The sequence below is a fragment of the Acidobacterium sp. FHG110202_01 genome (assembly GCF_059115305.1).
The window spans coordinates 15,958-39,091 of the sequence record NZ_JBZYWJ010000015.1; the positions used below are offsets into that span (position 1 = coordinate 15,958).

Sequence of the window (23,134 nt, forward strand, 5' to 3'; positions counted from 1 at the left end):
GCTTTGACAGCAGCACTGATCCGTGTTGAGACGGCGCTCTCGAACGATTCTCACCAGCGCACACCGAAAGTGACTGGAAACAGTCCGGTAGTTCCGGTACCGACTTGCGAGGTGCTTGATTCTGGCGAGTCTACCCAGAGGTATCTTGCCTCAGCGAAGTACTTGGCGCGGCTGTTCGCAATCGAATGCGTAAACCCGAATCCGATGTTCATGCCGCCCTGATTACTGGAGAAGCTCTCCACCGTGGCATTTTCATAGCCGCCAACACAAAAGCCGAAGTAGTTGCAATAGATCACCGGTACGGTTGAATTGAAGTTTGTGACCTTGTGATAGAAACCTCCGCCGCCGACGGCATAAGCATTCCATCCGGCGTGATCGACAGGACGGAGGTATACGATCGGATCAAGCGTGAAGGACCAGATGTGGGTATTACCTCCTGGTGTGCCCACTGCGGAGAGGAAACTACCTGGCAACTTGTCATCGATGAACTGATACTCAGCCAGTACGCCTACATGGCGTGTGAATTGTCTTCCCACTCCGAGCGTGAGATTTCCACCCCAGGTGATGTACGGGATATCGTTGCCGATTGGAGCGTTGAATCCAGCTCCCAACTCGAATGAGAGATGACTCAGCCGGCTGTTCGATTGAGGATAGCGATTGCTCTGGCCATATTGTGGTGTGGGAGCTGCAGGAGCGGCTGATCCATCCGCGTTCACCTCATCCACGAGTGCACTATGACTGCTTGAGGAAGAGTAAGAAGTTGATTGTTGCGCATTGAGCACGCCGGTCAGCATAACCGTCAATGCAAAGACAAGCAATGCACGTTTATAAGAGCGATTCATATAAAACTCCTTTGAGAAAGTCCTTCCACTGCATTGAAGACTTGAGCAGGTCAGGAGTTTCACCGAGATTCGCAAGGATGACAATTCACGACACTCTGGCAAATCGACCACACCCTTACAGCGATGAGACGCAGATATGCTTCCTCTCGTGTTCAAGCAATAACCATTCGTCAGCAGAGTAAGCAACCAACGCCTGACACCTCAGGCAAACGGAACCGATGCCACCGCTGCTATTGAGCACATGCCGGTATTGCCGAACATGCGTATTGATTTCATGGGGCCGCATATCTGGTTGAGTGATCTCGGTGAGCTTAAGAACACATATCGATTGTGAAGCTGTGATGGGGGTCGAGCTTCTGGCCCTTCGGGCCGGAGGCGCCATTATTCGCCTGACGCATTTCGCCGTCGCTGCATCCCGACGTTTCATTTCATTTCTCCACGCTCAATGCGCTATGAGTTCCTTGATGTAGTTCCGAAGGAATTGAAAGCCATAGCTGAAGCTTGCTTGGCGAGCGATCTCCGATCCTCCGTATCCAGATGGATACCAGGTGTGAATTGCAACAGCGCTTCCCGGCCAGGGTGCAACGATCCGCGCGACGGAGAGTGCTTCGTGACCATCATTGCCTTTTCGAGCCATGAACGTGTCTTCCAGCGCAGCTTGGAATTTCGACTTATTGCAGGACGATCCGCACCGAGTACTACGAAGGTCTTCCTTGAAGATGTCTGCAAGCACATAGCTGGTAGTGCCACGGATCGCAATTTGCCCCATCGTCGAACCGAAGCGGTCGGCGTATCCCTGCCCACCTTGCGACCACTCGCTGGGCTTGTCTCTTGCCTGCTCGATCCCACCACGTATTCCGGCTTCCAGAATGGAAGTAAGTCCATAGGTGTGCTTTAGATAATCCTTGAACCTCTCGGCTTGAGTGGGTGGCGAATATAAAGGACTGGCAGGCTTTGCGACTGATACCGTTGTGCGTGGGGCATCCGGTAATGTCTGTTGTCCTCGAGAAGAAAAGGGAAGAGCACAAAGTGCTCCCAGCACAATGATTTCGCGTCTCTTCATTCAATCTCCTTGTTGCGAGGCGATAGCGCAGATACATCGCTGCTGATTCGCATCAGACGTATGCGCTTCAACTGTGCAGAATGCGCTTGCTGTTGTAGAAGCCAATTGCGAAGCGAAAGTTACGGCTGGAAGTCTCCGCAAGACAAATCTCGACAAAAATAGAAAATGGCGACCAGTTTTCACCGGTCGCCGTTCCACTCAGAGGACTGAGGGCTCTAGTGTCGCTTCCAGGTGCCGTTGCCCCGGGCACCCGAACGTGTCACCGTAGCGTCTCCGCTACCGCGTCCAGTCACCGTTGTTGTTTCCGATTGTCCTTTCGGCCCAGTCACAGTCGTCGAACTGCCGCCTGGATAGCGCTGCGTGTTTCGAGTGACCGCGCCTCCATCAGGTCCAGTGTTGGTTGCTGTCACGTTCCCAGTACCTCGCCCTGTCACTGTATGTGTTGAAGTTCCGCCGTTTGGTCCTGTCACAGTCGTTGTGCTGCCACCCGCATAGTGTGAGGTGGAACGTTCATACGTGCCTCCATTTGGCCCTCTTCCCCATACATTCGTCTGGCCGTTGCCGCGGACGGCTGTCCTCGTTGCTACACCTCCATTGGGTCCAACATACACCTGATGGTTATAGGCGCGAGCTGCGGAGGAGTGATCGTAGTAGCCATAATAGCCGCGGTTCACAACCGTTACACTGCGTGAGATATAGGTTGCATGATTGAAGACGACTGTATGCGTATACCAGTTGGGGACCCAATGAGTGCATCCCCAACCATAGGAGGCGAAAGCTCCGACAACCACTCCAGCCGTGAAGCCGACAGCTGCCGCTACAGCCACACTTCCAGCGGGAGGAGGGGGCGCAACATAATAGTAGGCTGGGTAGACTGGAACAGGCGCACCATACACAACCCATGGATTGTAGACCGGCACATAGTAGATTGCAGGGTTCACGGGAGCTATCACGATGCCGGTGGGCTGATATGCCACTGTTTCTTGCGGTGTTGTCCTTAGCGTTCCGGCTGCATACGCCCGTTGACGCATCGCCTGCACTGAACCCATGACATCCTGCGGTTGGTTGTAATACGCATTGCCCAGTTTCGTTGTCCATTCAAGGTTACGATCCAGACTCGACAGGACCGAAGGGAATGCCGTCAGGGCCTTGACACTCGGGTCCCACGGTTGTCCATTCACTAGACGAGCGAGTTCAGCTGGAGGCGAAGCTACATTTCTCTGCACGAAGCGATTTGCTTCTACAATCTGCGAAGAGTACGTGGCTGCCGCAAGGATTTGAGCCACCAGTGCATCTGGATAAAGAGCAATAGGAGCCACAAGCTGATCGAGCTGAGCATAGTCGAGCTGCATATAGCCAGGTCTAGGAGGTACGTCCTGGGCGTACAGATCTATTGCCCCGAGCGGAGTCACACAGAGAATAAGGAGAATGGCTAACCCAACACGTATCCCTTCGACTGCAAAACCTACGTACGAACGAAAAAGACGACAGAAATAACGGGCAGATTTGTAAGCGGCGCGTGTAGTGTTTTTTTGATTAAGTTTGGGGATCATGTAAACCTTCTGAGCATTTAAAGTCGGTGCAGTTCATGTCTGCAGAAGGTCATACTTCATGAGCCTTCCAAAACTGGTATGCACCCATTCACTATGACCCCCTTTCGGATTTAGTTATGTCGGGAAATGTCGGCTGCCACCATGGACTTCGAATAGGCACGCCCATGATCCAGTGCATTGCATGGGGCAGCGCTCTGATTATTTCAAGCGTGACGTATTTTCCCAGTATCGTATCCGCTTGGCTAACGGAAGGATCGTGTTGCGACAGCGAGTTAGCAGAGACTACTTTGGCGCTATCATGCAAAAACTATCAGGAGCAGAAAATAGAAGAGTGGCATCAGGCCAAAGCGCTGATAACTGATGTTTCGTTTAAGTACACTATGATCAGGAAGCAGCGTTGCCATCATTAACTTCGCACACGCGCAACCCAAAATCGAACCCAAACTGAAGGAATCTATCAAGGTCTTGCAGTTACTTACGGTGCCATCCGTGTCGTCTATGTTATTGAAATTACATATTGTTTAAGATCTGAAAGGCCGGCGTCGGCGGTTCGATCCCGTCCCTGGCCACCATCACCGTTACACACGGCTGCACATCCCAATTCTGGGTCTAGTCCTATATATAGTAGCTAGCTGCATAGAGAAGCTATGGTCGTGATCGAGGTATAACTATATTTGCTGCTCATCTGCTGGGACACCAGCATATGGCATTGATTGATTACGATTGCCATAGCCCGAGCAAAGCTCGCAGAGACTAGCGAAACCGATATCATGGCGCTCGCAAAGAGCATCCTCGAAAGGCGGACAGGCACGATACTCCCAGACAGTGAGTTCTGGGAATGGGCCTATGCCCCATTTGTGGTTTGCACTACCTTCTAATCAACTCAGAAAGAATGGGCGCGTCCATGCAGATGATAACCGCGGTCTTCTGACTGATGGAGTGAGGGCTAGCTATGATCTGGCCAATGTATCAAGGCCCTGAGTTCCGGGTTGATGGCCTGGTCAAGATCCTTTGCCAGTTGAGCGGCCTGTTCCTGTGTGAGAAGATCACCTGCCGTCATCGGACCACAATTGTGGCCACGGAGCTTCATAACAGCGCGCAGAGCGGCGAAGAACGGGTACTTGAGAAGCGTTTCGATGACTGCATTCGCTCGAAATTGCCAGTTGCGAACGCCAGACCAATCCTCGCGCTGCGCTGCGCGGAATATTTCCAGATAAGCCTGCGGCATGAGATTGTATGTCGATCCAATGCCTCCGTGCGCGCCCATCAGCAGGCCTGCGCCCAATGCTTCGTCATAGCCGTTGAAGACTACTTTGCCGCGCTTGACAAGGATATACAGAAGATAGAAGTTGAAGTCCGTGAACTTGACCCCGATCACGTTGTCGATGTCGCACACATCGATGAGTTCCTGCGGATTTTGAAAGGCCTGAGGGGCTATTTTCGGGAAATAGTAGAGGATAAGAGGCAGCGGCGACTCCTTGGCCAGCGTCGCATAGAATGCGCGAACTTCTTTCCCGTCACCTTGAGGAGGAAGGCTGCTGATCGCATGAGCCCCGCTTTTTGCAGCATGTTCGGCCAGCAATAAGGATTCTTTTATCGTAGCTGCTCCAACATGCACAATGAGTGTTTTGTCCTTCGGCAACTGCTGCATCAAGGTTTCAACCAGCGATTTTCGATCTTCGGCCTGCAGTCTCATTCCTTCGCCGGTCGATCCCGCTACATAAGTTCCATCTACTCCTGCTTCCAGCAAGTACTTCAGCATGGACTCGGCAGCATTGGCAGCAAAACGGCGATTGTGATCAAGCGGAGTGATAAAGGCTGGAAAGATACCGCGGAAGGATGGAGGCATGTCTTCTCCGGTTTTCATGTATAAATGATAATCAATAATACATTACGTTTTGGATAAGCACAAAACCTGCGAAGATATTCCCCTGAAAAGGTCCTTCTTTGATGGTCAACGCAAAATGGTATGCCTGGCTCGTCGTGGTCCTGCTCCTGGTGGTCTGGATGCTCAACTACCTGGACCGACAACTGCTTTTCTCCATTTTCCCTTTGTTGCAGGAAGACCTGCACATCTCCAGCTTTCAGCTTGGTCTGTTGGGAACAGCTTTTCTCTGGGTCTATGCCTTCTGCAGTCCATGGGCGGGTTATGCTGCAGATCGCTTTGGCAAAAAGCGTTTGATCTGTGGCAGCCTTCTTATCTGGTCGTTGATCACGGCACTTTCCGGCCGGGCCCACGGCTTCCATCAGCTGCTTGCACTGCGCGGACTGATGGGAGTAAGCGAAGCCAGCTATTTGCCTGCGGGGCTGGCCCTTATTGCCGCGTATCACAGCGAGCGCACGCGTTCTCGCGCCATCAGCCTGCACTATAGCGGAACCTATCTTGGCACAGTACTTGGAGGAGTGCTTGGCGGTTGGATTGGCTCACATTATGGATGGCGGTCATGCTTTGAGGTTTTTGGCGCTCTTGGCTGTGGCTATGGCGCAGTGTTGTTTTTCGGGCTCAGAGAGAAAGACGCTGATCCTAAGGAAGTCCAGGCTGTTGCTGTGCCCCTCAGTTTACGCAGTGCTGCAGCCACGATCCTGAAGACACCGGATTATTGGAAGGTGGTCGTGGTCTTTTCGATTGCGTCCATTTGTGACTGGGCGATCTATACGTGGATGCCGCTTTATCTCTACGATACGTTTCACTTCTCACTGGCAAAGGCCGGTTTTGCGGCGACCTTCTATTTTAAGGCTGGTGGAATGGCGGGCCTGCTGGCAGGCGGTTTTCTGGCCGACGCCTGGGCGCAACGCGCAAGGCAAGGCCGCGTCTGGAGCCAGAGTCTGGGGCTGTTATGTGCTGCTCCATGTTTGATTGTGGCAGGCATAGTGCACACGCCATTGCTTCTTTATGGAGTCATGCTTCTTTTCGGGTTTGGGAAAGGCATCTATGACGGAAATACGATGCCTGTGTTGTGTGAGGGAATTGCTCCAACCCATCGTGCTACAGCTTTTGGCTTTCTCAACTTTGCGGGTACTTTATCTGGAGGCGTGATTGCAGCTGTGGCTGGCGCATTGAAGGCGTCTATTGGATTAGGGGGCACTTTTCTGGGGTGCGGCTGTCTATTGCTTGCTGCGGGACTTTTTACCGCTGGTATACGCATGCGCAGTTTACAGACGCCTATTCTGCAATCGACTCAGGAATAACGTCAGTAGACGACAAATGGTCGCGTATGGCCTGCGTAACTCTGTCTGCGTCGCCGGACAGCAGCGCCCGAAACAATGACGTGTGGGATTTTACGGCAGACTTCATGTTCTCGCCCGCAGCATGACGTTTCAAGCTTACAAAGGCGTACATGGCTATACATAACCGTTCGAGAGTGGCCGCCAGCACATCGTTGCCGGTTGCTTTCCAAACCGTCTTATGGAAATTAAAGTCTTCTTCAGCCACGCCAAAGTGGTCTTTCACTTCTACCAGCGCCTCCATTCGCTTCAGGTGTTTTCGTAACTCTGCTTCTACCTGTTTGGTGATGCGGGTGCAGGCAAGCTGAAAGGCGAATTGCTCCAGCTGGAGACGCACCTCCATCATTTGCACAATGTCTTTGCGCTCGAGCTTGGTGACGGTTGTACCCCTGTCCGGAATGCGCACAACCAATCCAAGATGTTCCAATTGCAGCAAAGCTTCCCGCACCGGTACCTGGCTGACCTTTAACTGTTTGGCCAGGTGTGCCTCACGCAGAGGAGTTCCCGGAGCAAGGTCACCGCTCCAAATGGCCTCGCGCAGGCGTTCAAATACCTCGCGGGATTTGCTTAAGGCGCGAACTGGTACGAGAGCGGTTGTTGGCATGTTCTTATCCTATTTCAGGAGTTTTCATCAAAAGCAAGGAAAACCTTCCGGCCATAAAATCTCATATTCTCGATAGCCCGAAAGGAAAACTTAAGTAGATATAGTACATCGAACGATTATCAATAAAATACTATTGACACATAAATACTCGTCTCGATAGGATTTTGGTCGATTTCAACCACCGTGATGCCGGAGTCTGTAAATGTATTTCCGTCGTGCCTCCCAGGTCCTTTGTGCTATCGCTTTCCTCCTGCCTGCTGTTCTTTTTCTGCTGCTGCCTTCTCGTGCTGCGGCTCAGGCCTTTGGCGAAGTGACGGGGACGGCATTCGATCAGTCGCATTCTGCGATTCCAGGAGCGCAACTGCGTTTAAACAATGAAAGAACCGGGACCTCTGTCACAACTACGTCGAATCATGCAGGCATTTTCATCCTGCCCTCACTCGTTCCCGGGAGCTACAGCCTGACTGCATCCGCGCAGGGATTTTCTGACCAGACGGTCACGGGAATCATCGTGGATGTCAGTCGAACAACGCGTGTTGACATGGTGCTCGTTCCTTCGGCAGTCAAGCAGGAGGTAGTGGTCAGTTCTCAAAGCAATACGCTGGATTTAGACAATGGCTATAAAGGGCAAATGATCGAGCAGAAGGAGATCGCCGATCTTCCCCTGGAATCCCGCAATCCATTAGCCCTCATGGCTCTTACGCCTGGAGTTCAATCGGCACTGGGGAATTCCGCTACCAACCGGGGAGGCAGCGACAGTAGTGTTGCCTCGTCCGGCTATCAGATTAATGGCGGCGTACGCTCAAACTTTGGCGGATTCTCCGAGTTCCTCGTCGATGGCGTCAGCATGACGGATCCGCGCGACGGCACAATCATGGCGCTCCCATCCGCAGGCTCCATCCAGGAGTTCCAGGTACAGTCCGGTGTTATGTCTGCCGAGTTTGGTTCAACAGTCGGCGGCGTGATCAACTATGTGACAAAGAGCGGGACCAGCCAGCTTCATGGAATGCTTTTTGAGGACTATCGCGGTACGCACTTAAATGCTTATCCGGCGCTGCCTTACAATTCTTCGAAACCACTGAACAATTTCAATCAGTATGGCGGCAACATCGGAGGGCCGGTCTGGCTGCCAAAGCTCTATGATGGACGGAAGAAGTCCTTCTTTTTTGTGGACTATGAAGGGTTGCGCTGGGCCGCGCGAGCCAACGGAACAGGCTCGGTGCCAACGCCTCTGATGCGCCAGGGAAATTTCAGCGAGTTGTCGACGATCATCTACGATCCTGACAGCAGTCCGAATGCAGCTTCACGTACGCCGTTTCCCAACCAGACCATTCCATCCGACCGGATCACGGACTTTGGAAAGCAGGTATTAAGCCTGTACCCTTTGCCGAACCAGCCTGGCGTTTCCAATAACTTCGTCGGTCCGACCAAGAACTATCAGACAACAGATGTCTTTACCCTTCGCGGCGATCAATATATCGGCGAGAGGCATCGTCTGGCATTCAAGTACACGCGGGATGAGTACAACTCTCCAGCGACCGGCCCGATTGGCGACAATGATTCAGGTACACAGAACGTTCATATTCCGACGCGGAACTATACCGGCTCCTATAACTTCACAATTACGCCGCGCTTGCTTTATACAGCTGTCGCCGGCTATACCAACTTCCATCGGACATTCCTCGACCCATCGAACAACACGGTTGGGACATCTTATTTTGGTTATGGAGTGGATCCTTCCCCTGCAGAGGGAAGCGCGGCGAATGTTCGTCCCATTGCAACAGTGAGCCTCTTTCAGGGACTCGGTACAGGAACTCCACAGGACCGCAAGACGACGGTCAAAGAGTTGAGCCAGATTCTCTCAATCACCGCAGAAAAACATTTCCTGCGTGCAGGAGCTGATATCCGTCAATATATTGCCAGCGGTTTGGTTACATCGGGTGATCCAACCGGCTCTTTTGGCTTCAACCAGCTGCAGACAAGCAACGGAAGCTCCTCCACCGGAAGTGCACTGGCCTCGCTTCTGCTGGGACTCCCCAATACGATACTTTTTGATCAGGAGCCAAACGCCTCGGCAACCTATCTTACATCGGCATTCTTTTTGGCAGACGACTGGAAGATTTTGCCCACACTTACGCTGAATCTAGGCTTCCGCTATCAATTCACAACTCCGTTTACGGAAAAACATGACCAGATTGGATGGTTCGACGATAAGACCATCAATCCTGTTGTGAATTTGCCAGGCGTGGTGCAATATGCGGGTGTTTCGGGTAACCCGCATGGTTTCACTTCAGGGGACTATTTTCAGCTTGCTCCTCGCCTTGCCTTTGCATATTCGCCTGCTTATCTACACTCAGGAACAGTTGTGCGCGGCGGCATAGGCGTCTATAACAGCCCGGTCCCAAACTATGGCTACTATGCTTCGGCGCCGGGTTTCAATGCTCTCTACAATCCCATTAAGCCAGACTCGACATCATCTGCAGCTGCTCTGCAATCCACCTATACGCTTTCAAATCCCGTTGGACCCCAGGGTGCGGCTGCTGGGCTTGGAACATCGCTAACAACAATCGTTGACCGCAGGATGAAAAGTCCGCGTTCCGTCCAATGGAATATTGGAGTTCAGCAACAGCTTCCATGGGAGATGTCATTTGAACTGCAATACAGCGGCAACCGGGGAATTCATCTATTGATCCAGCAGGCCACCAACCTGCCTGCTTATTCCTTAATTCAGGATGCAATTGCGGCGGAAGCTTCAGCCGGAGGAAAGTCCGGTGTAGCTTCAGCCTATCTGAACACTTCGGTGGCAAACCCGCTTGCGGGAAAGGTTCCGGGCTCGCTCGGCAATGCTAACGTAACAAGGGAGACAGCCTCGGAGGCCTTCCCGCAGTTCGGGGGTATCTCAGCGCTGCTTGGTAATCGCGATTCTATCTATCACAGCCTGCAGGCCACTCTGCAACGCCGCGCCGGAAAATCATTGACTCTGCTTGCCGCATATACTTTCTCAAAGCTCATTACCAACTCAACGCCTGGATCCTTCGCCTCGCAATCAAATACGGGAACATTGCAGAATCCTTATGATCTTCATGATGCCCGTGCAGTCAGTGATTTTGATTCGACGCACTCCTTTTCCGGCACAGCGTTGTATACGCTGCCTTTTGGAAAAGGGCAGCCCTTTTTGTCGAAAGGATTTCTGTCTGCCATTGCAGGTGGCTTCCAACTCACAACGATTCTTAAGGCTCAGTCCGGTGTTCCTCTTGCGGTGACGCAGTCCACGGCCAATGGATTAGGCGTCGGATCCGCGCGCCCGGACAAGATTGGGAATGCAACGACGAACCGCCACCGGCTCCCGAATGGTTCATGGCAGTGGATCAACGCCGATGCATACAAAATAGTCGATGGCCGCTTCGGCAGCGCTCCTATTCGAGATGCGGAAGCCAGAGGGCCGAACTTCTGGGACCTGGATGCGGGTTTGCAGCGCACCTTTCCGCTGTGGGAAAGAACGGTCCTGCAATTTCGTGCTGAAGCCTTCAACGCGCTGAATCATACGAATCTGGCAATGCCCAACTCGGATGCATCGAGTTCTTCATTTGGACAGATCACTTCCAGCTATGATCCGCGTAATTTTCAGTTTTCGCTGCACCTGCAGTTCTGACAGAGTGGATGATTCGATGGATGGAGTTGTATTAGAGAGAAAGAGCATGCGTCGGTTCAAGAGGACCGTTCAGGCTATTCTCTTCGCATTCATAATGACTGCTGCCGTGGCCGTAGGGCAGGTGGAGAGCATCAATCTTTGGAATGCTGGTATCGGGGGCTATGCCACCTATCGCGTTCCGGGAATCGTAGTTACTAAGCATGGTGTTCTGCTGGCTTATTGTGGCGGCAGAAAACAGCTTGATCGCGGCGACTGGGCGGACATCGACATACTGTTACGCCGAAGCGTCAACGGCGGCAAGACATGGGAACCTTCCCGCAAAATTGCTGGTACGGGAAATGAGCTGACGGACAATATCGTCGCTATTCCCGATCTCAAAACCGGAACCGTCTACTTTCTCTATCAAAAGAACTATAGCCGCGTCTTCGAAATTTATACGAAGGATGACGGCAAGACGTTCTCGCCCGAAGTTGAGATCACGTCTACCTTCGATGCCTTCAAGCCAGACTTCGACTGGACAGTTGTCACACCCGGCACTGGACATGGGATCCAACTCAAGAATGGCAGGCTATTGGCTTCTGCATGGTTCGCCAGCGGCAAGGCCAATGCCAACGGCACGCGTGGGCACGCACCTGCCGCTGTTGGCACTGTCTACAGCGATGATCATGGACGTACCTGGCACAGCGGTGTGGTGGTTGCCCGTGACTCAGAACAAATCGCAAATCCGAATGAAACCGTGGCTGTGCAGCTAGCGAATGGCCAAGTCATGCTGAATATCCGGTCGGGAGGAGATAAGCATCTGCGTGCGGTTTCATTGAGCGAAGATGGAATTTCGCACTGGTCGACGCCGAAGTTCGATGAGCAGCTCTTCGACCCAATCTGTGATGCGGGCATCTTGAGCGTGCCTGCTTCGCGGCATCGTCCAGCCCGGCTCTACTTCTCCAACCCGGACAGCCGGGATGTCCCCGGCAATGCTGCCCGTAAATGGAAAGCACGGCAGAACCTCACAATAAAAGTAAGCGAGGACGATGGAGCTACATGGAGCCACCAGCAGGTTATCGATCCCGGAGTAGCAGGCTACAGCGATATCACTTCTCTAGGGGACGATCTTTTTGTGATCTACGAAGCCGGCTCGTTGCAGGGAACTGAATCAAAACCTGCCCATCTGGTGCTGGCGAAGATTTCCAAAGCATGGCTCGAAACCGGATCAGCGCCCGCTACATGGGAACCGAACTAAGGTTTCGCGGTGTCGGTATGATAGTTCTGTTCGTGATCGTGTCTGGATTATGGTTTGCCTCAGAGAGGCTTACTTATGCTCGCAACAATGTCGTGCTGAACCGTTCGGCATGATGCAGAGCGAGTTCATCATTTATTTATTCATGGCGGTTAAAATCATGCCGAGAGAAAACCCCCATGTCTACAGTCGTAACTGGGAGTAATTATCAGGAAGCTTCTCTGGAGCGGGACCCCAGATGGAAGCTGGTAAAGCGCATCATAACAACTGCGGGATTTGAGAAGTCGGCTCGACTTTCATCTTTTCTCCTCTATGTCGTTCGTGAAACTCTTGCCGGAAACTCTGAAAAGCTCACCGAGCAGTTGATTGGCGAGCGTATCTTTGAGCGCCCCATTGGATACGATCCTCGCGATGACAATATTGTCCGCGTGCATGCTACACGTCTGCGTCGACGACTGGAATCTTATTTTCAAGAGGAGGGAAGCCAAGAAACTCTGAAAATTACGCTTCCGCGAGGCGGCTATGTTCCGGTCTTCGAGCGCATCGATGAACCTGCGCGCGAGCTCATTCCGATTGCGGGTGAAGAGATTGTCGTAGAAGAGACTTTCTCATCAGCTGTCACATCCGGAGCACACACATGGCGCTGGTGGGGCGCTCTTCTCGGCTGTGTTGCGCTGGGACTGCTTCTTGGCATTGTCACGGTATTTCTGGCAGGGCCTTCGGGTGATCTCCAGCCAGGCGCGGCGGACCAGGGGCCAGCACATAAATTATGGTCGCAACTCTTCGACAGCAACAGAGAGACACTCATCGTACCCGCGGACAGCAGTCTCGTTGTTCTGCGAGTTTTCACGGGTCATGTCGTCAACGTCTCTGAATATGCGAATGGACAGTACCTGGCGGACATTCAGTGCGACAAGCCATGCGACCGGTCTCTTCTGAAAACGCTGGCCGCACATCGATATACATCGACTGCAGACCTGGAACTTGCGGTGGCTGTGACACACATGAAAGAGGCGATCCCAAACCAGACCAAAATCCGGTATGCGCGCGATTTACAGCTGGGTGATCTGAAACAGTCGAATCTTGTCCTGCTGGGTACGCCGGAGGCGAATCCCTGGACGGGTCTCTTTTTATCCCGCACCAACTTTTTCTTTCAGGACGATAGAATGAAGGGCCCGCTGGAGGTGGAGAACCGGAACCCTAAGCCTGGAGAGCCGTCTCATTACCCTTACGACCTTAGTGACGCAGCCCACGGATACGCAACAGTAGCATTTCTGCCTAATCTGTCGGGCGGAGGAAACGTTCTTATCGTTCAGGGTTTCTCGCTCGCTGATACTGAAGCAGCGGCCGATCTTGTTGTGAATCGAAAAAATTTCGAAACCCTGCTCCGCCCGATTGTCGGCCATCAATCGAATCTTTCGCATTTCGAATTGCTGCTGAAGACCTTCGATGTGAATGGCGTTGGTTCACCGCCAAGTCTGCTGGCGTATCGTCTTTATCCGTAACAAGCCGCACGCCTGCTCCCGATGTCGAAGACGGTACTGTCTTGCTTATTGCTTTGCCGCACAAGAAAGTGCAGGCTGGTTCACGTTCGGCATTTTGACGCCCATGAGTCCCGCCACAGCCGGCGCTATCTGGCGCATGTCGATGACTCCCGCATCACAGTGATGCGCGACGCCCGCACCCATCGCAAAATAAGCTGAGCGGAGTTCCGGCGAATCCGGCAGATACCCATGTGTTCCTGTTCCGGGGATCGGTCTCACGATTTCGCCGACGAGCGCTTCGCCACCGCTGTAACCGGGTTTCCAGTCAATGAGGAAAGCCGCATCGGGATCACCGCCTCCTGCAACAATCTCATCGTGCGTGAGTATGCGGGAGATTCCATAAGAGGGATTTTGTTTCAGCTGTTCGAGCAAAGCTTTCACCTGATCGCGCGTTGTTGCGTCGCCAGGATCATGCAGCATGACATAAGCAGAGCCGCCTGAATTCCACAAAGTTGCTTTCCAGGAGTTGATGACAGGAAGGCCCGGGTGCGCGCCTGTCTTTAACGTTATAAATCCCGCCTGCATGAATGGTATGAGCAGGTTGACGCTGGTATGCGTTGCGGCAAATCCATGATCGGAGACTACAACGACAATTGCTTCCGGATCGTTTGCGCGCTCTGCTTCCGCCAGTTGTCCGATCATTTTATCGATGGCTTCCATGGATGCGTTGCTTTCCGAACTGAAGGGTCCGGTCAAATGTTCGTAATGATCGAGAGATACCAGATGGACTGTCATGAAGCCTGGTTTGCTTGTCCGTATGATGGCGAGCGAAGTCCTGGTTAGCTGCTCATCAAAGTCTGTGCCTGCGCCGAAGATGTAGAACGGTCCGGTCTGTTTTTCAATCTCCTGCAGATAGTTGTCCGGGCGAGAGATTGCTTCCATCAACTGACTGTCTTCGCGGATGCGGACGGGATAAGCAGGCACCAGATACTGGATATCCGGAGTATTGACGGTAGCGGGCCAGAAGATGCTTGCCGTGACAATTCCCGCTTGCCTTGCTGCATGCCAGAGAGTAGGGGCCTTAATGTCGCTGCCATACCAGTACCAGGCATTGTTGTTGCTCCCGAGCGGATCGAAGCGAATGTTGTTATAAATGCCATGCTTTTCCGGCGAGACTCCGGTGACCAGCGTGGTATGTCCGGGGAATGTCAGCGTTGGCATGATGCCAATTACCCCGTCGGCATATGTACCCTGCTGCATGAACTTCTCTAATACAGGCAGATGAAGATGATGCGCTTCCGCCTGCGTAACATAGTCCGGTCGCAGGCCGTCCACAGAAATCATCAGAACAGGATGCCTGTCTGACTGCGCATGGATCTGAAGAGAGAGGCATCCTGACAGGACCAGAAAAAGGTAGATGGTGACAGCGTGAATGAAACGCAAGATTGCTCCTGAAATGAAATAGGATACCGTCCCACAGGCATAAGGGCTGTGGGACGGGTAGAAACAGCTGAATTAGAAGTGATAACGTGCGGAGAATTCGATCTGTCGTTGCGGAGAGCGCGTGCTAGTGATCTGGCCGAAGTTATTATCGGTCACTCCTCGATCAGGATCGGAATAGCTTGCAATATTAAATGCGTTAAAGAAGTCTGCGCGGAAGTCGAGCGCATGTCCGCTATCAGTAATGGGGAAGGTTTTGAAGAGCGAAAGGTCGACTTCACGATAGCCAGGCCCTCGTTCCGAACCAACACCGGCTGTGCCGAAGGTGGCTGGAAGCTCCGGACCATAAGCACATTCTCCGTTGGAGGCGCCGGTACAGGGTGCGGCTGATGAATCAGTTCCGAACCAGTTCTGGACAGAGCGGTGCATCGTTTTCAGTTTTGCGTAATGATTTGCCCGGGCTGCAAGGGAATTCACGCTCGCATTGTTAGGACTTGAAATGGTAATGGGGAACCCTGAATAGAGTGTTGCTGTTCCGGCCACCTTCCATCCTCCTACTGCCTCATTCAGGAAGGGGTTGAGATGACTTCCAAACTGTTTGTTGTGCCCAACAGGAAGCTCATAGAAGCCTGTGGCAGTCAGGTTGTGACGAATATCAAAGCCGCTTGGACCATAATCGGCTGAAGGATTGTATGCATTTTGCCAATAGGACCCGGCTCCATTTACACCGGGAACGCCGTAGAAGCCGGGATTGTTAGTAAGAGCCTTGGCATAGGTATAGTTGATGGTATATTCCATGCCATTCTCGAGGCGCCTGCGCACAATTGCCTGCAAAGCATTGTAGTTGCTCATCGCCCCGGATGCGGTGACCTTGACCAGGCCTGTTTGTCCAACGAGTTTATAAAAAGGCGCATTGGTGCAGTTCGTTACGCAGGGAGCTGGCCACTGGTTCCCATCTACAGGAACGATGAGATGTTGGCCCGTTTGTCCAACGTATCCTACCTGGGCTGAAGTACGGTTGTTGATCTCGTACTCCGTTGTCAGGCTGAATTGCTGAATGAACGAAGGTCGCAGGTTTTTTGTCCAGGCGAAATATTGTGTCGTGCTTACCGATACATTGCCGGGCGCTGTTTGAAATCCGTTTTCGACGAGCAGAGGCGCTCCTCCGGACGTAGCGCTCGGGGTGATTGCCTGAGCAATGAAGGAGTATTCAAAGGGAGGATTCTCTGTCAGGCGCAGGCTGGAACCGGTGCCTTCAAGAGTGACGGTGGTGCCATAACCCCCTCGAATTACGAACCGTGACGCAGGCTGATACGCGAAGCCAAGGCGAGGCATGAAGTTGGTATACACCGGATCATACAGAGCCCGGCTGTTACCGTCTTTGCCTGCGTATTCCAAACCCGCGGTCCCCAGAGACGGGTCTGTCAGGTTCACGTTTAATTCCTTGTCGTTTACCTCATAAATCGACTGATCATATTCGTAACGGAGCCCGAGGTTCACTGTGAGATTAGGCAGCAGTTTCCAGTCATTCTGCGCGAAGGCAGCATCGCGCCACTGGCGCTGGCCGGTGAATCCACGAACGCCTCCGATCCCGGCGTAGACTGCGCGGTCAAGAACAAAATCCGCATAGGAGTAGCCCGTTGATTTCATTGCAGGGTTACTGGTGAATTGACCGCTGTACTCGAAAATCCCCAGTGTGCCTTCATTGCCGGGGTCGAAGTTGTTCTGTTGATAGCGAAGGAACTGCACCCCGAATTTAGTGACATGATTGCCATGTTGCCAGGTGAGGTTGTCGGCATAGAGAAAAGTATTATCGTGCTTTCCGTAAATTCCGGCTGTTGTGCCCACACTGCTGATGGAGCCGGTTGTCATGGTTTGCTCGCTGAAGCCGACGTAGGTCTGTGAGCCGGGGATACCGACCTTAGCATTGCCCGTAGCGCCAAACAGTCCGCTCTGATCCTGAATCTTGCTGTTTCCGAAGAGTAATCGTGTAAAGCTGGCACGCAGCTCATTCACTACGCTGTCTGAAAATACATGGGTCCAGTTGAGAACAATGCTGTGAACCGGATAGTCGTCTGCCGCGGGAAAGGTAATGGGAAGAACAGAGTGGGTGACTCCGTCGTAGGCATCTCCCATTGAGTATCTGCCCATCAGAGTGTCCCGCTGACTGAGGGTATAGTCCACACGAAGGTCGCCCTGATTATTGGCATTGAATGAATTCTGATAACCGCGGTAGTTATTCTGCGCGATTCCATCGGTCGGCGCCTGGTTCGGCAGCGGGTAGGCCTCAGGATGCGCAAAAAGAAACTGTGCTACAGGATTCAGGATGGGCACCTGATTGTTCGCATAGGGCGCAAAGTTACTCTGTGTGTCATAGAGTTGGGGCAGAGCAGAGAAGTTCCCTTCGCGGAATGCTTCCGGAGCGACACTTGCGGTACCTTGACCACCGGTGTGGTAGCGCATGCCTTCGTAATCGCCGAAAAAGAAAAGTCTGTTACGGAGAATCGGCCCTCCGAAAGTGCCGCCAAAGATCTGCTGCGTATAGCCGCTCTTTGCTACGCCAGCGAAGTTATTGGCCCAGGTGTTGGCGTCGAGGTTGTCATTTTCCAAAAAGTAATACGCGCTCCCATGGAACTGGTTCGTGCCACTTTTGGTAGAGAGCAGAACCGCACCGCCGTTTACGTTTCCATATTCGGCATCTGCATTGCCCGTGATGACCTTTATCTGTCCAATCGCATCCGGGGCAGGATTGTAGCCAATCGTATTGCTGAAGCTCTCGTTGATATCTGCTCCGTCCAGAAGAAAATTATTTGTCTGCTGACGGTTTCCGTTAAAGGAAGCTACGCCTGCGGCTCCTGTGTCCCGTTCGATAGCGTTGGTGCCATTAAAACCGGTAGGCTGAGGTGATACCGATCCGGGAAGAAACTGGGTAACGGACGAGAAGTTGCGTCCGTTAAGCGGCATATTGCCGATCGTGCTGGCCGTGAGCGTCACGCCAAGCGTTGCATTTTCTGTATTCAGAATCGGGCTGAGTTCGGAACTGACGTTGACCGTCGTGTTGGCCTGGCCAACTTGTAACTTTATATTCACAGTGGCGATCTGATCGATCTCCAGAGTGAATGGGGGGACGGACATCGAGTTAAAACCGGGTGCGGCAGCGCTCACGGCATAGGTCCCGATTGGCAAAAACTGGAAGTTATAAAGTCCCTTTCCATCGCTTACGGATGTGTTGATGACGCCGGTGCCAGTGTTGGAGGCTGTGACCGTCGCCCCTGCTACAACTGCCCCGCTGGGATCGGTCACTAAACCCCGGATGGCTCCCGTAATCGTCTGGGCCTCTAATGTTGGGCTATGCCAGGCAACAACGTAACACAGCAAAAAAAGTACTAACCTGGCACGATGGCTCTTCAGGCCAGAGCATTGCATACTGATCCTCCTCAGGGCCGAGTTCAGTCGGCTATGAGAGGATTGTCGCGGAGATATTGTGAACGACTGCGGTGACTTTACCTGTGTTTTACCGTAAAAAGGCAGTTTTGCCGCAGTTGTAAAGAGATTCGCGAAAGGATTTACCCTTACTGCGCAGTGTGTAAAGCAAGTTTGCTGCTCAAATTTATAGTCTGTTCATGAACGACAAAAGGGTTAATTCCGTTCTGGAGTCAAATCAACCCCACGGGTCGGTAAAGTAAGATCTTTTCCCTCGAAACGAACGGACTTTGTTTCATCGATATTGTTGAAAAGCGTATTAGACTACCTCGTTGCGTCCGCGAAAACGGATTGATCGGGATATTGGGTTCGGTGAGTTCACCGGAGGCTCTGCTTCCCCACTCAGCGCACAGTAAGGATCGGATGAATCCGTACAGCCTAGGATTTTTCCCTGAGAGCCGAAACATTAATTCCTAACCTGGCCAACATATCGCTATCAGGAACTGACGGAGTAATGGGCGGTACATAGAGTGTTGAGATAGGAGTCACAGGCGTCTCAAGCAGATTTTGCAAGGCAATGCGATGAATCACGCAATTGGCGACGGAGCTGCTCGACGCCTCATAGAGAACTACTTCATGAGTTGGGCTATAGGACTTCTCCAACACCTCGACAAGAACGCGGAGACCATCGAGTCTGAAATGATGCTTATAGCCCAAGTCGCCCGTGACTCCGATTTGCCATAGAATGAGCGGACTCGACGAATCGAATCTTCGACTGAATACGAGGAAATCCGTTGCCTCAAAGCTTTGACAGCCACGTTCCCCAGGGTCGATGCCCAGATCCGCAAAGAGGCAATCCTCTGAAGATATTCCCGGCAACATTCTGGCAGGAAATCCTTCTCGACGCGCCTGGCGAATCGATTCGTGCATTGGAAATGCAAATACGCCCGGGTGCCCGTAGGAGATGACGCACACTGCCATCCCCTCACGGACACAAGACATGATGCGGTCCACCATATCCATATAGGAGTATTTTCGATCTTTTTCCTCACTGTAAGAACTATGCAGGTCTTCGGCATCGCACGGCAGGTTGAGAATCCAGCTATACGTAATTGGATCGGCTACAAGGTAGAACACCTTGTCGGCTCTCTCAATCGCTGCTCGCGTCTCAACAGACATCTGACTCAGTCGAATGCCGCTTCCGACAACACTAAGGGAGCCGGAAATTTCTTCTCGATTGTGTTCAGCCACCGGTGAAGTGTCTCCTCATAAATTCGATGAAATCGGAGTAAAGGTTTATCTGTGCCGCCAGGAATCTTAAATCGATACAGTGATGGAGATGGTAATAGTAAGGGAGATCTTCGGTCTTGCGGCCGTGCTTATGGGATGATGCGGCGGGTATTCGGCGATGATCGCCTCTTGAATCTTTCTAGCGTCTTTGGTTTGGATGACAGAAATCTCCGCAGCGGAAAGACCGGCAGCCTTCATGGCGGCATCCGGGTCCTTTTCGAAAGTGGACAATGCCTTATGGTCGTCGGCTAACTTGACCAGAAATTCAGCCAGTTTTTTGTCAGACATGAAAAACTCCTTGTTTGAAAGATCTGTGTGATTTGGCCAGGAAGAACCTCAACCAAATGAAAACAACGCTACAAAAGCGAGATTCCACAGCGACCGCTGGTTTTAAGGTTCGGATTTAGAGTTCCAGCGTGATGACTATTTTTATGGGTCTGACAGCAACGCCGATTCCAGGGTCATCCGGAAACTCGGCAAGAACAGCTTCCTCAATCTTCTTTGCATCCTTGCTTTTGATGATTTCCGCTTGTCGTTCGGAAAGTCCGGCCTCTTTCATCGTTTCATTTGGATTCTTCTCGAACTTCGATAGAACTGTGTGATTGTTTGCCAGTTGAAGCAGGAACTCCGTGAGTTTCTTGTGAGCCATAAATCAAATCTCCCATCTTGTCATAGATATGTAATTCGGCTGCTCTATAAAAGGCCTAATGTCTGTGGATGGCACCAGGCAGACATCGATCGAATCAGAGTTGTCTTTTTCCCAAGGGAAGTGTTCAAAATCTGTTCGCTCATGGGGAGTTTAGGGTGAAAATAACGATACGCAGGAGGAACTGCAGCTCAATTTTTTCTTATGAACAGCAAGCCTTTTGTTATCAGCATGCTTTGGGTGCGCTTTGGCGAATTCACATTTGATATTGAGAAAACCGTGTTGTTGCGTGAGAACGGAGAAAGCGTCCGTCTTCCGCCCAAGGCATTCGATGCTCTGGCTATCCTTGTCCAGCTTCGTGGTGCGACCGCCACAAAAGAACAGCTTCGCGATGCGCTCTGGCCCGATTCCTTTGTAACTGAGGCCAATCTTACCCAGACGATTTTTCTGTTGCGCAAAACCCTCGGCAAGGCTCCCGACGGTGGAGACTATATCGAAACGATCCCCAAGCGGGGTTACCGGCTGCGTGTTCCGGTTGAAGAACTCGAGAATAAAACCTTAACCCCAAAGAGTAGTAGAAAAGCGTGGATCTACGGTATCTCTACCATTGCCCTGTTTTGCTTCGTCCTGCTCTTCACCCTCGCTCGTCTTCGCCACCATTACATATCCCCGGATTTCCATGTTGGAGAAATCACCCGCCTCACGAGCGATGGCAATTATAAGGAATATCTGTGTCCACTGCTTTCTGCCGGGACAGACCTCTATTTCACGGAAACGATTGATAATCGCCATCATCTGGCTCATTGGTCACCGTCAGTTGGGCAGCTTCGTAGAGATGTGATCCCTGATCCCCATGCAGTGCTCACAGCAATTTCCTCCGATGGAAGGCAGATGCTCTTCAGCCCTGTTTGGGAAATGGATACCAGTGCACCTGTGAGCATTCAGCAATTCTCTTTCAGTCCTGCGCACTCTGCATCGTTCATTAATGCGCATGGAGCAGCTCTTTCGCCTGAAGGAGACCGTATTGCCTTTGCCCGCGGCACTCGTCTTTATGTAGCTCATACTGATGGATCCAATCTGCACGTTATCGCGGTTCTTCCTTCAATACCCTTCTGGCCGCGCTGGTCTCCCGATGGGACGCGCATACGCTTTTCAGCGAGTGACGGAGGCCGCAACAACATCTTGTTTGAGGTCAGCGCGAATGGAGGTCAGCCTCATCCTGTCTTCTCCAGGCGTTCCTGGCATGGTGACGAATGCTGTGGGGAGTGGAGCCACAACGGCTCCATGTACGCTTACGTCGTCTCTTCTGCCAAGGGCAGCTCTCTCTGGATCAAGGGGGAGAGGTTATCTCCAGACCAGGCTGATTTTGCTCCACAGGAGATAGCCCCATCCGGCCCGGTTGATTTCTGGCGTTCTCCAACATTTTCCGCCGATGACAGACATTTATTTGCCGCAGGTGAACAGGCACATGGAGAGCTCATTCGATATGACAACCGAACCCGGCGTTTCGAGCCGGTATTTGAAGACATATCCTCGGACACGCTTGCTTTCTCACGCGATGGCGAATGGATTGCCTGGACCGCATATCCCGAAGGGACCCTTTGGAGGGCGCGCCGTAACGGAACTGAGCGTAGACAACTCACGCAGGGGCCAGCCATCGCGCGTTTCCCGCAGTGGTCTCCCGATGGAAAGAGCGTGCTCTATATAGCTGCTAACACGAACGAGAACTGGAAGATATACGAAGTGCCAGCCGCCGGCGGAATACCACATGCCCTGATCCCGGGTGATGCCAGTGACCAAGGGGTCGCGACCTGGTCGCCAGATGGAAGACAGATCGCATACGCCCATTTGGTTCAGTTTGGAGTCAACGGCAAGACAAAAAGTCCTATCCTTATTTATGACCATGTCTCGGGACAAGTAACTGCGATCCCTGGCTCAGAAGGATTGTGGACAGTCCGCTGGTCGCCTGACGGGCATTACATTGCAGCCTGCACGCAGGATAATCGAAAGCTTATGCTTTATGATTTTGCCTCCCAGAGGTGGAACACCCTCGCCGAAGTTGGCGTTAACGATGTTGTGTGGAGCCCCGACAGTCGCAACATCTTCTTCGACAGCAATATTGAACCCGAGCTCTACCGCTACAACCTCAGTTCTCGACACCTAGAACCCTATGCCAGCCTTAAGGGGATCCGTCGTACTGGATTTTACGGCCTCTCCATCAACCTCACGCCGGAAGGCGATCCCATTCTTCTTCGCCAAGCTGGCGTCAACGAAATCTATTCCATCGCTCTCTTGAGTCATCCCTGAATAATGAATACTAGGTCTCTGTTCTCACCAGGTTTCGTGATGGTTGGTAAATACAAGCCGACTAATGAGATGGTCCGCCGCCGTAACCCTCCGCTGAGGCGGAGGATGGTAGCAGCGGTTAGAGGAGGATCATCGATATGCAGATTCGTTCGGTTGGCATTGACCTGGGCAAGACCACATTTCACCTTGTTGCGCTGGGAACCTCCGGCAAGATGCTGGTGAAGAAAAAGTTCACTCAGAGGCAGCTGCTGGCGTTTACAGCGAACATGCAGACTTCGCTGATCGGCCTGGAAGCGTGCTCTGGAGCGCATTTCCTCGGAAGAGCCTTGAAGCAGCAGGGCCACGATGTCAGGCTCATTGCGGCGCAGTTC

Annotated in this window: 15 protein-coding genes and 1 pseudogene; 6 read left to right on the forward strand and 10 right to left on the reverse strand. The window is 52.4% G+C overall.

The features are described from left to right. Positions 1-50: 50 nt before the first annotated feature. The 4 genes from AC5S16_RS22685 to AC5S16_RS22700 all read right to left on the reverse strand — a co-directional run bounded on the left by AC5S16_RS22685 (position 51) and on the right by AC5S16_RS22700 (position 5,307). Entirely contained in the window at positions 51-842 is a 792-nt protein-coding gene (locus AC5S16_RS22685; RefSeq protein WP_493932405.1) for a hypothetical protein, read from the reverse strand. A gap of 442 nt (positions 843-1,284) precedes the next feature. After that, positions 1,285-1,905, reverse strand: a complete 621-nt coding sequence (locus AC5S16_RS22690; RefSeq protein ID WP_493932406.1) for a hypothetical protein — start codon at positions 1,903-1,905, stop codon at positions 1,285-1,287. A 215-nt stretch (positions 1,906-2,120) separates the two neighbouring features. Then, on the reverse strand, positions 2,121-3,257 hold the full coding sequence (locus AC5S16_RS22695; protein WP_493932407.1) for a DUF3300 domain-containing protein: 1,137 nt from the start codon (positions 3,255-3,257) through the stop codon (positions 2,121-2,123). Positions 3,258-4,404: 1,147 nt separating this feature from the next. Continuing rightward, complete coding sequence (locus AC5S16_RS22700) at positions 4,405-5,307, reverse strand: dihydrodipicolinate synthase family protein (RefSeq protein WP_493932408.1); 903 nt, start codon at positions 5,305-5,307, stop codon at positions 4,405-4,407. Positions 5,308-5,408: 101 nt separating this feature from the next. Between AC5S16_RS22700 and AC5S16_RS22705 the strand changes: the two genes are divergently transcribed. Next, complete coding sequence (locus AC5S16_RS22705; RefSeq protein WP_493932409.1) at positions 5,409-6,647, forward strand: MFS transporter; 1,239 nt, start codon at positions 5,409-5,411, stop codon at positions 6,645-6,647. On the opposite strand, the gene AC5S16_RS22710 is transcribed toward AC5S16_RS22705, so the two are convergent. Continuing rightward, a complete protein-coding gene (locus AC5S16_RS22710; protein WP_493932410.1) occupies positions 6,622-7,287 on the reverse strand; it encodes a GntR family transcriptional regulator in 666 nt (221 codons plus the stop codon). The genes AC5S16_RS22705 and AC5S16_RS22710 overlap by 26 nt on opposite strands. 202 nt (positions 7,288-7,489) lie before the next feature. Between AC5S16_RS22710 and AC5S16_RS22715 the strand changes: the two genes are divergently transcribed. The 3 genes from AC5S16_RS22715 to AC5S16_RS22725 all read left to right on the forward strand — a co-directional run bounded on the left by AC5S16_RS22715 (position 7,490) and on the right by AC5S16_RS22725 (position 13,678). Beyond that, a complete protein-coding gene (locus tag AC5S16_RS22715; RefSeq protein ID WP_493932411.1) occupies positions 7,490-10,939 on the forward strand; it encodes a TonB-dependent receptor in 3,450 nt (1,149 codons plus the stop codon). A 46-nt stretch (positions 10,940-10,985) separates the two neighbouring features. Further along, on the forward strand, positions 10,986-12,176 hold the full coding sequence (locus AC5S16_RS22720; RefSeq protein ID WP_493932412.1) for a sialidase family protein: 1,191 nt from the start codon (positions 10,986-10,988) through the stop codon (positions 12,174-12,176). Positions 12,177-12,352: 176 nt separating this feature from the next. Then, entirely contained in the window at positions 12,353-13,678 is a 1,326-nt protein-coding gene (locus AC5S16_RS22725) for a hypothetical protein (RefSeq protein WP_493932413.1), read from the forward strand. Positions 13,679-13,723: 45 nt separating this feature from the next. Here AC5S16_RS22725 and AC5S16_RS22730 read toward each other — a convergent pair whose 3' ends face one another. From AC5S16_RS22730 to AC5S16_RS22750, 5 genes are all read right to left on the reverse strand, one after another. Beyond that, positions 13,724-15,100, reverse strand: a complete 1,377-nt coding sequence (locus tag AC5S16_RS22730) for an alkaline phosphatase family protein (RefSeq protein ID WP_493932414.1) — start codon at positions 15,098-15,100, stop codon at positions 13,724-13,726. Between the two features lie 72 nt (positions 15,101-15,172). Next, positions 15,173-18,475: a TonB-dependent receptor gene (locus AC5S16_RS22735; RefSeq protein ID WP_493932415.1), complete on the reverse strand. Its 3,303-nt coding sequence runs from the start codon at positions 18,473-18,475 to the stop codon at positions 15,173-15,175. A gap of 483 nt (positions 18,476-18,958) precedes the next feature. Further along, positions 18,959-19,771: an SAM-dependent methyltransferase gene (locus AC5S16_RS22740; protein ID WP_493932416.1), complete on the reverse strand. Its 813-nt coding sequence runs from the start codon at positions 19,769-19,771 to the stop codon at positions 18,959-18,961. Positions 19,772-19,837: 66 nt separating this feature from the next. After that, the gene (locus AC5S16_RS22745) at positions 19,838-20,098 is read right to left on the reverse strand and encodes a hypothetical protein (protein WP_493932417.1); all 261 of its coding nucleotides are present in this window, start codon (positions 20,096-20,098) and stop codon (positions 19,838-19,840) included. A gap of 115 nt (positions 20,099-20,213) precedes the next feature. Then, positions 20,214-20,459, reverse strand: a complete 246-nt coding sequence (locus tag AC5S16_RS22750) for a hypothetical protein (protein WP_493932418.1) — start codon at positions 20,457-20,459, stop codon at positions 20,214-20,216. A gap of 201 nt (positions 20,460-20,660) precedes the next feature. Here AC5S16_RS22750 and AC5S16_RS22755 point away from each other — a divergent pair, with 201 nt between their 5' ends. Then, complete coding sequence (locus AC5S16_RS22755) at positions 20,661-22,763, forward strand: winged helix-turn-helix domain-containing protein (protein ID WP_493932419.1); 2,103 nt, start codon at positions 20,661-20,663, stop codon at positions 22,761-22,763. Positions 22,764-22,900: 137 nt separating this feature from the next. Continuing rightward, positions 22,901-23,134, forward strand: a pseudogene (locus AC5S16_RS22760) (IS110 family transposase); the annotation flags it as partial.